At 48.6% G+C, this 11731-nt stretch carries 6 protein-coding genes, 24 tRNA genes and 3 pseudogenes; 1 reads left to right on the top strand and 32 read right to left on the bottom strand.

Going from position 1 to position 11731, the window contains the following annotated elements; all coding sequences use genetic code 11:
- Positions 1-137: 137 nt before the first annotated feature.
- From JCM17471_RS12475 to JCM17471_RS12465, 3 genes and pseudogenes are all read right to left on the bottom strand, one after another.
- Positions 138-581 carry a Fur family transcriptional regulator gene (locus JCM17471_RS12475; RefSeq protein ID WP_054778096.1) on the bottom strand — a complete coding sequence of 148 codons (444 nt, stop codon included), beginning with the start codon at positions 579-581 and terminating at the stop codon, positions 138-140.
- A gap of 135 nt (positions 582-716) precedes the next feature.
- A pseudogene (locus JCM17471_RS12470) lies at positions 717-2874 on the bottom strand (LTA synthase family protein).
- Between the two features lie 233 nt (positions 2875-3107).
- A pseudogene (locus JCM17471_RS12465) lies at positions 3108-3361 on the bottom strand (YkuJ family protein).
- 210 nt (positions 3362-3571) lie between these two features.
- Between JCM17471_RS12465 and JCM17471_RS12460 the strand changes: the two are divergent.
- Complete coding sequence (locus JCM17471_RS12460) at positions 3572-4762, top strand: pyridoxal phosphate-dependent aminotransferase (protein WP_054778095.1); 1191 nt, start codon at positions 3572-3574, stop codon at positions 4760-4762.
- Between the two features lie 69 nt (positions 4763-4831).
- Here JCM17471_RS12460 and JCM17471_RS12455 read toward each other — a convergent pair whose 3' ends face one another.
- The 29 genes and pseudogenes from JCM17471_RS12455 to JCM17471_RS12320 form a co-directional block, all read right to left on the bottom strand.
- On the bottom strand, positions 4832-5851 hold the full coding sequence (locus JCM17471_RS12455) for a lysylphosphatidylglycerol synthase transmembrane domain-containing protein (RefSeq protein WP_054778094.1): 1020 nt from the start codon (positions 5849-5851) through the stop codon (positions 4832-4834).
- A gap of 1 nt (position 5852) precedes the next feature.
- Positions 5853-6895, bottom strand: a pseudogene (locus tag JCM17471_RS12450) (glycosyltransferase family 4 protein).
- 2 nt (positions 6896-6897) lie between these two features.
- Positions 6898-8091: a glycosyltransferase family 4 protein gene (locus JCM17471_RS12445; RefSeq protein ID WP_054778093.1), complete on the bottom strand. Its 1194-nt coding sequence runs from the start codon at positions 8089-8091 to the stop codon at positions 6898-6900.
- 140 nt (positions 8092-8231) lie between these two features.
- Positions 8232-8915 carry a serine hydrolase domain-containing protein gene (locus JCM17471_RS12440; protein WP_263849508.1) on the bottom strand — a complete coding sequence of 228 codons (684 nt, stop codon included), beginning with the start codon at positions 8913-8915 and terminating at the stop codon, positions 8232-8234.
- Positions 8916-8955: 40 nt separating this feature from the next.
- On the bottom strand, positions 8956-9426 hold the full coding sequence (locus tag JCM17471_RS14270; RefSeq protein WP_156321712.1) for a hypothetical protein: 471 nt from the start codon (positions 9424-9426) through the stop codon (positions 8956-8958).
- A 113-nt stretch (positions 9427-9539) separates the two neighbouring features.
- Positions 9540-9623, bottom strand: a tRNA-Leu gene (locus tag JCM17471_RS12435).
- A gap of 41 nt (positions 9624-9664) precedes the next feature.
- A tRNA-Cys gene (locus JCM17471_RS12430) sits at positions 9665-9735 on the bottom strand.
- Between the two features lie 35 nt (positions 9736-9770).
- Positions 9771-9842, bottom strand: a tRNA-Gln gene (locus tag JCM17471_RS12425).
- Positions 9843-9848: 6 nt separating this feature from the next.
- Positions 9849-9921: transfer RNA gene (locus tag JCM17471_RS12420), tRNA-His, on the bottom strand.
- 15 nt (positions 9922-9936) lie between these two features.
- Positions 9937-10007, bottom strand: a tRNA-Trp gene (locus JCM17471_RS12415).
- Positions 10008-10015: 8 nt separating this feature from the next.
- Positions 10016-10096: transfer RNA gene (locus tag JCM17471_RS12410), tRNA-Tyr, on the bottom strand.
- Positions 10097-10101: 5 nt separating this feature from the next.
- Positions 10102-10174: transfer RNA gene (locus tag JCM17471_RS12405), tRNA-Phe, on the bottom strand.
- Positions 10175-10183: 9 nt separating this feature from the next.
- Positions 10184-10256, bottom strand: a tRNA-Asp gene (locus JCM17471_RS12400).
- 2 nt (positions 10257-10258) lie between these two features.
- Positions 10259-10332 (bottom strand) — tRNA-Met (locus JCM17471_RS12395).
- Positions 10333-10342: 10 nt separating this feature from the next.
- Positions 10343-10432: transfer RNA gene (locus JCM17471_RS12390), tRNA-Ser, on the bottom strand.
- 19 nt (positions 10433-10451) lie between these two features.
- A tRNA-Glu gene (locus JCM17471_RS12385) sits at positions 10452-10516 on the bottom strand.
- 10 nt (positions 10517-10526) lie between these two features.
- Positions 10527-10614 (bottom strand) — tRNA-Ser (locus JCM17471_RS12380).
- Between the two features lie 20 nt (positions 10615-10634).
- Positions 10635-10708 (bottom strand) — tRNA-Ile (locus JCM17471_RS12375).
- A 4-nt stretch (positions 10709-10712) separates the two neighbouring features.
- Positions 10713-10783 (bottom strand) — tRNA-Gly (locus tag JCM17471_RS12370).
- 17 nt (positions 10784-10800) lie between these two features.
- A tRNA-Phe gene (locus JCM17471_RS12365) sits at positions 10801-10873 on the bottom strand.
- Positions 10874-10878: 5 nt separating this feature from the next.
- Positions 10879-10951, bottom strand: a tRNA-Asp gene (locus JCM17471_RS12360).
- Positions 10952-10956: 5 nt separating this feature from the next.
- Positions 10957-11030 (bottom strand) — tRNA-Met (locus JCM17471_RS12355).
- 49 nt (positions 11031-11079) lie between these two features.
- Positions 11080-11153: transfer RNA gene (locus tag JCM17471_RS12350), tRNA-Ile, on the bottom strand.
- Between the two features lie 8 nt (positions 11154-11161).
- Positions 11162-11235, bottom strand: a tRNA-Met gene (locus tag JCM17471_RS12345).
- 30 nt (positions 11236-11265) lie between these two features.
- Positions 11266-11339: transfer RNA gene (locus tag JCM17471_RS12340), tRNA-Pro, on the bottom strand.
- A gap of 4 nt (positions 11340-11343) precedes the next feature.
- A tRNA-Arg gene (locus tag JCM17471_RS12335) sits at positions 11344-11417 on the bottom strand.
- A gap of 16 nt (positions 11418-11433) precedes the next feature.
- Positions 11434-11519, bottom strand: a tRNA-Leu gene (locus JCM17471_RS12330).
- Between the two features lie 10 nt (positions 11520-11529).
- Positions 11530-11601: transfer RNA gene (locus tag JCM17471_RS12325), tRNA-Gly, on the bottom strand.
- A gap of 30 nt (positions 11602-11631) precedes the next feature.
- Positions 11632-11703: transfer RNA gene (locus JCM17471_RS12320), tRNA-Thr, on the bottom strand.
- Positions 11704-11731: the final 28 nt, after the last annotated feature.

The raw sequence follows: 11731 nt of genomic DNA, 5'->3' as shown, positions 1-11731 counted from the left end.
TGATAACAGGATTTATCTTATCAGCTATAGTATCGAGCGTCAATACCTAATCCTAAAAATAAAAAAATCCGAACGATTGTCTAGTTATTCAACAATCAATTCGGATTATCTATAATTATTCACTTGAATCACGAAAATCAATTCGTCTCACCGAGTAAAATCTGGCAATCAGGACATAGCCCGTATACCTCGAGGTGGTGTCCGCTCACTTTGAAGCCTGTTTCTGCGGTCGCAACAGCAGCCACATCACTCAGTCCTTCGTATTCAAAGTCAACGATTTTCCCGCAGTTGGTGCAAATCGCGTGTGAATGTGGGTGCAACATGAAATCAAAATGGATTGCCGCGTCATTGGAAGACATCTCCTGAATAAGCTTGAGATCGACCAACAAGCGCAAGTTGTTATAGACGGTCGCGACACTCATCTGTGGAAAGTGTGGCGACAAATCTGCATAGATTTTTTCTGCCGTCGGATGTTCTTCGCTTTCAATCAAGTAACTGATGATGGCCTCACGCTGTGGTGTGACTCGGATATGATGCTCCCGAAGCTGCGCCAGTGTGTGGTCTAGAATGTTTTGATTCACACATTTCACCACCTAATTAGAATTATTATTATCTAGGTACAGCATACTGCTAAGTGCGCCAAACTGCAACTGATAGCGCTAAAACGAAAAGAGGAGGCCGTGACTGAACGGTCACCGCCTCCCCTTGGTCATGCGTTACTTCGCAGCACTACTTGAGCTACTTCTTGAGCTCGAGCTGGAAGATTCATCCGCCGCGGCACTCTCACTGCTGCTTGCCGATTCTGCTTCACTCGTCTTAAGCTCTGGCGCATCCGTCTTATATTCATCCGCCAGTGACTTACCATCATTCTTCATCAGTACACTGGTCTTTTTCTTCTCTTGTGCTTCCTTCAACTGTTTCAAACCGTTAGACAACTTGTAACTGTAGTCTTTCTTATCAACTGGCTTGAACCAGCTCGGCTTGTAGAATCGTAAGAGATCACCCGTAATTACCTTATCAGATAAGGATAATTCCGTCGTTACACGATTAGTTGCCTGATTGACAGCCTCTTTTGTGCCGCGGTAAGTTTTTCGATTTCCTTACCTGTCTGTGTCATGTAGTAGCGACTCCCCACTTTGGTGTAGGTCGGCGTCACAAAATCCCCATTCCGGAAGGCGACGGTTTGATTTCGATTAGGTGCCAACAGATCGGAACCAAATTGAACAGTGCCTGTATTCTTGACCCCTAAGAGATTCAAGAGTGTTGGCATCACATCGATTTCACCACCATATGTGTGGTTGATGCCACCCTTTAGTCCTGGCATGTGAATCATGAATGGTACTTTCTGGAATTGGGCATTGTCAAAGTCATTGAAGGTCTTCTCACCTAATAACTTTGCCACCGCCTTTTGTGGTTACCAGAAATCCCATAGTGATCTCCGTACAGCACTAACATGCTGTTCTTATCCAAGCCGCTTGTCTTGAGCCAAGTCATCAATTCTCCAATAGCTTGATCCAAGTACTTCGCCGTCTGCACATAGCCGTCGACCGTGTCATCCCCCGTATCGGTTTGCTTGATGGAGGTATTGGCCTTATCCAAGGTATATGGATAGTGGTTCGTGACCGTAATCAGCTTGGCATAAAATGGTTGTGGTAATTGTTCGATGTACTTAGCTGAATCCTTCAGGAAAATCTTATCCTTCAACCCATAACCGACATCGTAATTCTTCCCTGATGAGAAGTATTCCTTAGAGAAGTAGTAATCGTAGCCCCATGACTTGTAGGTATTGTCCCGATTCCAAAAACTTGGGACATCCCCGTGGAACGCAGCCGTGGTGTAGCCCTGTTCATCCAAAATGGCGGGTACCGCCTGGAATGTGTTGCTGGTCCCATCGGTTACCATGGCTGAGCCTTCTGGTAATCCAAACAGACTATTTTCGAGCATCATTTCCGCATCCGCGGTCTTCCCCTGCCCAACCTGGTTATAGAAGTTGTCAAAACTCAGGGTGTTTTGATCGTGGTAGAGCTTATTCAGATTAGGTGTGACCTCTTGGCCATCCCATTTAAAATCAATAATGAATTGTTGCAGACTTTCAAGGTGAATCACAAAAACGTTCTTGCCCTTGGCGACACCAGAATAGGTGACACTTGGGGTCGTTCGGTTCTTATTGAGATAACTCAGAACCGAATTGATATCACTGGCCTTGGCATTTGCCTTCACCGCACTGTTCTTGGCGGTCTTCACGCCGTCGACCACGGTATAAGCATTCAGGCCCAGGTACTTGACGATATAGTTATTATCAAATGTCCGGGTCAACAGGCCTGAACGGTCGGAGTATGCCATCGATAAGTTTGCCCCGAACAAAAGTGCCGCGAGCAGTGACACGCCAATCGCAAACCGCTTCTTGATTGGGCGAATGTCCATCCGAATCACTTTGAATGAGAGCAGTAAGATAAGCAAGATGACATCCGCAAACACCAAGAAGTCGGTTGGATTCAAAATACCCAGAATCCCCTTACTCAAGTTGTTTGAAACTGCTCCAGATCCCTTGATCAAGGTGAAGGTCAAGAAATCGGAGAACTCACGATAGTACAAGATGTTAGCAAACAGCCAAGTCGTGGTTATGGCATCGATGATCAACATCGTGATGTACGACTTACGCCCATTCATATACAGCGCGATCCCAAATAATAACAGGGTCGTCGGAATCGGATTGAGCGCGAGCAGGAAGTCCTGCATGCTTCCTGCAACACCTAAATTAAACTTTGTCTGATATGCCCAATAGGTTTTACCCCAAAATAAGGCAATGGCAAGAACAAAAAATCCGAGCCGTGAATTGAAGAACGACTGAATTTTAGCGCCGAATTGCTTCATTACGAGCCTCCATAATATTTAGTTTTCAATTATTTGCGCTTCTGCACGGCCAAACATAAAACACCGCACTCGCGAGAATAACACAATCGCTAGTCTACACACTTTTTGTGTAAAAAACAATTCAAGTGCCACGCCGGCTAGCAAAATTTAGGCGGTTCTTAAACAATAGACGAATAGCCAGCAAAGGTCCAAAAGGTCACTTCACTGGCTATTATTGTTGAACTGCTAAGTACTTATTCTTCTGGGTTATCAGTATCATCCAAAAGATCGTAAATTTCCATGGCAACCAAGTCGATGTTATCAAATTGAAACACCTGATGATTATCCATTTCTTCTAGTTCATATGTTTGTGTCTTGGCATCAAACGTGACAAGGCCTTTTTCAACCCCATTTTCTCAAAACGCCGCGTTTGAGGTTCACCATCAGCTGGTACCTCTTGCATTGCTTCGAGTCGCTTAATGATGGCAACTAATTGTGAGCTTTTCATCTAACGGCCCCTTTCATTTGGCTTCTGCAATAGCGTACCATAAATTTCGCCACAATGGCGATTAAAATCGGCCGAAAGCCAACTTTTTTTCGTCAGCAATTGCAACTGCAAAGCCAGTTGGCTAGACTAGAAATAATATGCGTGTTGGCCCACATGAGCAAATGCGTGTAACCGCGTGAGCCTGCAGGTAAGCGCACGAGGAGGCAAAACATGACCCAAGACTATTCGTTAAATCAACAGCTCAACCATATCGAGGTGTCTGAGATTCGACAGTTCGATGAAGCCGTAAGTGGTATTCCCGGCATCCTGAAACTCACACTGGGTGAACCCGACTTCAACACACCGGAACACGTCAAACAAGCGGCCATCGATGCAATTGAAAACAACTATTCGCATTACACCGGTATGGCGGGTGATCCCGAGCTGCGGCAAGCCGTTGCCGACTTTATCCACACCAAGTACCAAGTCGACTATCGACCAACCGATGAGATTCTGGTCACTGTCGGCGCAACCGAAGCACTAGCCACCGCCATCACCACGATTACCAATCCTGGTGATGCACTCTTACTGCCGGCCCCGATCTATCCGGGGTATCTGCCACTGCTCCATCTCAATCAGGTCACCCCGATTTATATCGATACACGCGCGACAGACTTCGTGCTCACTCCCGAACTCATTGAAGCAACCATCACGGCTCACCCTGAGGCCAACATCAAGGGGATTATCCTGAACTACCCTAGTAATCCGACCGGCGTGACCTATCGCGATCATGAGGTTCAAGCCTTGGCTCAGGTGATTAAGAATCACCACCTGATTGCTATCTCTGATGAAATCTATTCCGAACTCACTTATGGGGAAAGCCATGTATCATTGGCCAAGTATGCCTTCGACCAAACCATTCTGGTGAACGGACTGTCCAAGTCGCACGCCATGACGGGTTGGCGCATCGGGTTCTTAATGGCACCAAGCACGCTCACCACCGAGATGAAGAAGGTGCACCAATACCTCGTCACCGCTGCCACCACTGTTGCTCAACGCGCTGCGATCGAAGCACTGACGACAGGCATTGACGACGGCCAGGCAATGAAGGCCGAATACCTCAAGCGCCGTGACTTTATGTTCGCTGGCCTGCAGGAACTCGGCTTCAGCGTGGCTCGCCCTGATGGTGCCTTTTACCTCTTTGCCAAAATCCCCGCTGAATTACAACTCAATTCGCGAGACTTCACCAAGGCTTTGGCTGAAGAGAATCAATTGGCAATTATCCCCGGAACGGCTTTCGGTGATGCCGGTGAAGGTTACGTTCGCCTGAGCTATGCAGCCAGCATGGCAACACTCGAGGATGCCATGGCGCGATTGACTACCTTCATGATCAATCACCGCGCTGCGAATCAAACCGCCTGATCTGGGCTTACATAGTTAAATCAAAAAAGCTGCGATACCCGATTGGGTTTCGCAGCTTTTTGAGTTGAATCATGTATTCGAATTTCGCTTCTTTGGCACCAAGGCCAGCGCCACAATCCCGAGCACCATGCCCAGATAATACGTGAGAATCCGCCACAGCAGCATGCCCAAGATCAATTGCGTTGGACTCGCCACATAGGTCGCAAACAAGGTCTTAAAGCTGTACTCGGCGCCACCACTGCCCCCCGGAATCGGAAACAGCGAGACAATCATGACAATCATCACGTGTAGGACAATGACTTCGACCACACTGACGCCGCTCACGCCTAAACTCAATAAGACGAAGTAAGGCACTGAATAATACAGCAACAACTGCACCAGCGTTAAGGCGGCAGCGCGAACCACGCGCCCCTTTTCCTTTTTCAGTTGTAAGCTCTCGGCATAGAAGGTGTCAATCTTGGTTGCCATCTGGGCTTCCATCGTATCGCGCCGTTCACGACCGACAAACCAGCCCACAGGTTTCAACGCCAGGTGCACGAGCTGCTTGGTGAACTTGTAATAATACATCACCATCAAAAGCCCGATGATCACCACAACGTGAATGATGAAACCGAAGATGATGAAGATCGCTAACGGGCCGAATCGAGACGCGACCTGATTAAAACCGATGAAGATGGTCAAAATGAAATTCACCAGCACCATGAATTGATACACGATGAATTTCATTAACAGCACAGAGCTCGCGCGACCACCCTCGACACCGCTTTGCATCAATGCCACCAGTTGAGCGGGTTGCCCACCTGAAGAAAATGGTGTAATCGCGTTGAATAGCTGTTCGACAAGCGGCACGCGCAGCGCCTCTCTGAACGGCAAATGATCGTGCTCGCCCGCGACAAAAATTTGCACAACAAAGGTTTCCACAACCCAAGATAGCAACATCATCAACAAGGCGACCATCAGCCATCCCCAATGCAGATGCAATAAGGTATCGTGAAGCTGGGTAAAGTTCAAGTTTCGACTCTCATAAGCAAAAATGGCGATACCCAAGATCACCATAATGCCGACAGCCAGCTTATTCTTCCGACTCATATTAACCCTCAGATGAAACCATTGTAGGACTCAATTTGGCCTGTTCGGTATAGAACTGCTCCCAGATTTTGCCAAATGATCCTCTGAATACTCGGCGGCCGCTGCCTGACTCTTTTTGCATAAGTCGCAAGCAAGTCTGGATCGACTGCCAATTGATTGATCTTAGTCTGCATGGCATCCACGTCCTTAGCCATGACGGCATACGGCGTGATGATTTTTTCATACAAGCTGAGATCACGAACCATCACGGGTGTTTCCGTGCTGAATGCTTCAAGCACCGCCATCGGGAACAGTTCTTCAAATGATGGTAACAAGAAGAGGTCCGCAATGTTGTAGTAATCGACCATGTCTTCACGCGGAATAATGCCGGTAAAGTTCAGGTTGGCTGGCGCATTGGCCACGGCCGCCTTTAAGTGGTCATAGCATTGGTGATCATCCCAAATGAGAAACCACCGGCCCAGATGAATTGCTTATCCGGATTTCTTTTGGCCAATTCAATGAAGTCATCGACGCCTTTGCGGTCTTGCACCTGCCCGGCCCCAAAACCACAAACTTGTCCGCTGGAATCCCATACTTTTCCCGTAATGTGACCTTATTGGCCGCTGTTTCAGGATAGAAGGTCTCCCGGGAGACAAAATTAGGGATGTAGGTCACCTTGTTAGGATCGATGCCGTGGGCTGCTAATCGCGGAATGAAGTTCGGATTCACAACCACCAACTGGTCCATGCGCTTATAAAACGAAATCACATACTTGTCCAGTGTCCAGCTCGCCACCTTGGGTAACTTGAGGCTCTGGTCGAGTGTTTCGGGTAAGAAATGCACATAGCCGATTTTGCGGCCGCGCTTCTTAGAAAAAGTCGACGCGTAAAACTGCGGATCAATCGTGTGATAATGGCTGATTGCGCTTTTTGAATAACGATTGATGCGGATGTTAAACTCGCCTGGAAAATAATTGTTCAGTAACTCTAATAGTTCCGTGTACACAGCACCGACACCCTGGCCGGCCACTTTGTCAGCGGAAGAAAACATATTAATGTCGATCATAACTATCCCTTCATCGATGGCTGGTCTTCTTCGGACGTGGCTTCGCTCAAGTAATCTTGATAGCGAGCCGTGGCATCCTGATAGAAATCGAGCACTTGGTCACCAAATGTGACTGCCGAGATGGCATCTAGCTTGGCTTGCAGTGGTGCCGGATCGTGATAGGCCATCGGGTGTTGCAGATAAGTGGCCACCTGGTGCACCATCTCTTCTTGCGTCTTGAAGGTGGTCCCAATGGCGGGATCATCCAACAAGCTCTGTGTGTATTCACCAGCCAGGGCAACCACCTTCACGTTGGCCGCGAGCGCCTCAATATATGTCAGGCCTTGTGACTCAGAGTCTGACGTCGAAACAAAGAGATCGGCTGCGTGATAGTAGTCCCCGACTTCATCGTGATTGATTTCGCCGGTAAAGCGCACATGATCAGTTATCCCCAGGTCTGCAACCTGTTGTTCCAGGTCTTCGCGCGCTGGGCCGTCACCGACAATCAATAAGACCACATTTGGTACTTCTTTGATGATGTCTGGCATGGCCGTGATTAACCGATCGATGCGTTTCTCATAAGCGACACGACTCAGTGAAAGAATGACGGGCACATCACTCAGGCCCATGTTCTTGCGCAAGTCTGTATCTTTGACGTGACTGAATTGGGACAGGTCGACACCGGTTGGGATAATGCGAATCGGTGACTTCACACCATAACCCAGCAGCGTGTCTTGCACGCGTTGACTCGGTGCAACAACCCCGGCAACATGATACAGGAATGCCCGGCTCATCTGCTTAACATGATAAGGCTTCAGCAGATGGCCATTCATCACATAGTGTAAGTAGTCTTCATACATGGTGTGATACGTATGTACAGTTGGAATCTTGAGTTGTTTTGCCACAAACTTACCGATATAACCCATTGAGAACTCTGTCTGGGTGTGGACGATATCGAGATCGAGTTCTTTAGCGACATTATAAGCGTGGAACAAACCACGAATGGCAATTCGGCGATCGGTAAATGAAACGAACGGCACACTTGTGAAACGGAAGATATTGGGTTCAACCGCATCTTCCGGCACGTGTGGGTCTGTTGTTGTAAAAATGTAAACAGAATGACCCTTCCGTTCGAGATCATCTTTTAGTGTCTTAATCGACGTGGCTACCCCGCTCACTTGCGGGAAGTAGCTGTCTGTAAAAATACCAATGTTCACTTGACTCCCTCCAAACGTCAGCCAATTTAGTATAAGTATAAGGATTATTCACCGTGGTTGCAATTTTTTCACACCACATTATCCCCATGTTAGTGAAATCTTTAATGAAAGTCATGGGCCCATGGTCCGAAATTTTCTTATCATTGTGCGCCATTGTCACCCATTTGGTCGAGCTGCGCGTATAAGGCATCTGCGGTCTGTCCGAGTGATGTCACACCATTATCATTTGCGAGCAGCACAATCGTCGTCTGACCGCTATGGCTGAAGCTGTTGATCACATTCCACCCACCTAGCACACCGTGACTCGAATAACTGCCGGGATTGACATAGAAACCCATACCATAGGTGGACGAACTGCCCGGTGTCAACATGAGCTGCCGTTCCGCGGTGGGAATCAATTTGCCCGTCATCAGTGCCTGGTCAAAGCGATAGACATCAGTCGCCGTCATATAGATATCACCTGCACCGAATAACTGGGTGAAATCGGGTAATGCTGGCGAGGTCACTTGGTTATTCACAATTTTGTATTGATGTGATGGCGAAACCGTCGCATTGAATTGAGGATAAAAGCCACTGTTTTGAATGCCAGCCGGTTTAAAGATGTGTGCTTGCACGTAATCAGGCAGTGATTGGTGTGACAGCTGCGTCACCACGTAAGCGAGCACGCTGTAGTTGCTATCGAGATAGTGCCACGTCCCTGGCTGAGATCGGATACCAGCGTGCTCAATGGCTGCAATCAACGCTGCTGATGTGAGACTCCCCGTGCTTTTTTCATAGCCCACAATGCCGCTAGTGTGATTCAGCAAGTTGCGCAGTGTGATCACATGCCCATTGGGAAAATCAGGCAGGTACTTGGCAATCGGATCATCGACTTGCAGTTTTTGGCCGCCTCCAACTGCAAAATGGCCGTGGCAATAATCGATTTTGGGCAGACCCGATCATATAAGTGGTATTAACGGCGTTCAAGCGATGCGTCTGCCGATCAGCCTCGCCGTATGCCTTGCTCAACATGACTTGGCCCTGTCGCACCACAAGCGCAGTCCCGGCAAAATGTGCCTGTTGCAGAGTTGTATCGAGAGCTGGTACTCGGACCTGTTCAGGAAACGCCACATCAGTTTTATTATCAGATGGTTTAACCTGAGGCTTTGGCTTCTGTGAGGATTTGGCTTGCACTTGTTTGTCATTCACCTGTTGTGTGACCCGTGGTGCCTCAATCACCGTTTGTTCGGCCGCCTGATGTGACCGCGGAGCTTGTTTGCGTGCAAACGCGAAGCCGACGACGCCAACCAGTAATAATAGCGAAGCACTGAAGAGAAGAACCCATTTCTTTTTCATTTTGTTCACCCACCCGACTTTTCTGTGAGTATTGCCCGATTGCGGCTCGATGTCAACTTAATTCGTTGAATACAGTTTTTGAACATAAAAAAAGACCCATCTCTGGGTCGTGATACCGGTGATCGGGGTCGAACCGATACTCCATTGCTGGAACTGGATTTTGAGTCCAGCGCGTCTGCCAATTCCGCCACACCGGCATAATATTTAATTCACTCTGTTGGTTGTATGGCCATCAGAAAGGCGGTAATCGGATTCGAACCGACGATAGAGGTTTTGCAGACCTTTGCCTTACCACTTGGCTATACCGCCATTATTATCAGAGCTAAGCCTCAAATAATGAGGAATTGGGGTAGCTGGATTCGAACCAGCGCATGACGGAGTCAAAGTCCGTTGCCTTACCGCTTGGCTATACCCCAATGAAGGGCGGTATGTGGGGATCGAACCCACGTGTGCCGGATCCACAAACCGGTGTGTTAACCACTTCACCAATACCGCCATAACAATTAAAAGCAGGGATAGTAGGAATTGAACCCACACTGACGGTTTTGGAGACCGTAGTTCTACCTTTAAACTATATCCCTATAAAAAATGGAGGAGATAGGATTCGAACCTATGAACCCGAAGGAGCGGATTTACAGTCCGCCGCGTTTAGCCTCTTCGCTACTCCTCCATAACTGGCGCGGGACGGAATCGAACCGCCGACACATGGAGCTTCAATCCATTGCTCTACCAACTGAGCTACCGAGCCATTAAAAAGCGGTCCTAGCCGGATTTGAACCGGCGATCTCCTGCGTGACAGGCAGGCGTGATAACCCCTACACCATAGGACCAATTGCGGGAGTAGGATTTGAACCTACGACCTTCGGGTTATGAGCCCGACGAGCTACCAGACTGCTCCATCCCGCGATAATAATAAAGGAGAATGAGGGATTCGAACCCTCGCGTGGTTTGACCCACCTGACGGTTTTCAAGACCGTTCCCTTCAGCCAGACTTGGGTAATTCTCCATATAATTTATTCAATTACTGACGTACGGGATTTGAACCCATGTTACCGCCGTGAAAGGGCGGTGTCTTAACCACTTGACCAACGGGCCATCAACGGAGAAGGAGGGATTTGAACCCTCGCGCCAGTTTCCCGACCTACACCCTTAGCAGGGGCGCCTCTTCAGCCACTTGAGTACTTCTCCATGATGATATTAATTGGTAATGGGCCTAAATGGACTTGAACCATCGACCTCACGCTTATCAGGCGTGCGCTCTAACCAGCTGAGCTATAGGCCCATAAAGCGGGTGACGAGAATCGAACTCGCGACAACAGCTTGGAAGGCTGTGGTTTTACCACTAAACTACACCCGCAATACTTTATCGGGCTATGGCGCGGGACAGAATCGAACTGCCGACACATGGAGCTTCAATCCATTGCTCTACCAACTGAGCTACCGAGCCGACAACGGTCCTAGCCGGATTTGAACCGGCGATCTCCTGCGTGACAGGCAGGCGTGATAACCCCTACACCATAGGACCATTAATTGCGGGAGTAGGATTTGAACCTACGACCTTCGGGTTATGAGCCCGACGAGCTACCAGACTGCTCCATCCCGCGATAACAATATCGACATTAATTATAACAATCCCGGTCCATGTTGTAAAGATGGACCTTGTAGGGCTCGAACCTACGACCGGACGGTTATGAGCCGTCTGCTCTAACCAACTGAGCTAAAGGTCCAGGCTCTATCGCGGCGGGGGGGATCGAACCCTCGACCTCCCGGGTATGAACCGGACGCTCTAGCCAGCTGAGCTACACCGCGAATTTATTCATATATTGAGCTAACGCTCAATCGGGAAAACAGGATTCGAACCTGCGACCCCCTGGTCCCAAACCAGGTGCTCTACCAAGCTGAGCTATTTCCCGATGATGCACCCAGTAGGAGTCGAACCTACAACCTTCTGATTCGTAGTCAGACACTCTATCCAGTTGCGCTATGGGTGCATATTAATGTTGCAAGTGCCGAGGGCCGGGTTCGAACCGGCACGGTAATCACTTACCGCAGGATTTTAAGTCCTGTGCGTCTACCTGTTTCGCCACCCCGGCAAGGGCACTAAGCGGAAGACGGGATTCGAACCCGCGACCCCCACCATGGCAAGGTGATGTTCTACCACTGAACTACTTCCGCATTTAAAGATCTATTCAATTAGTGGTGCAATGCCGACTAGACGATTCGACGCCCGACCCTCTGATTACAAATCAGATGCTCTACCAACTGAGCTAAGTCGGCATAATGCCATTAGAAAAATTGTAGTCCA

It is taken from the genome of Lacticaseibacillus saniviri JCM 17471 = DSM 24301, assembly GCF_001311785.1.
Taxonomy (GTDB): Bacteria; Bacillota; Bacilli; order Lactobacillales; family Lactobacillaceae; genus Lacticaseibacillus; species Lacticaseibacillus saniviri.
This window is presented reverse-complemented; position numbering and strand designations above follow the sequence as displayed.

Bases quoted from the DNA above. Each gene is read 5' to 3' on its own strand.
- JCM17471_RS12460 (WP_054778095.1), top strand. From the start codon at position 3,572: ATGACCCAAGACTATTCGTTAAATCAACAGCTCAACCATATCGAGGTG.
- JCM17471_RS12455 (WP_054778094.1), bottom strand. From the start codon at position 5,851: ATGAGTCGGAAGAATAAGCTGGCTGTCGGCATTATGGTGATCTTGGGT.
- JCM17471_RS14270 (WP_156321712.1), bottom strand. From the start codon at position 9,426: ATGAAAAAGAAATGGGTTCTTCTCTTCAGTGCTTCGCTATTATTACTG.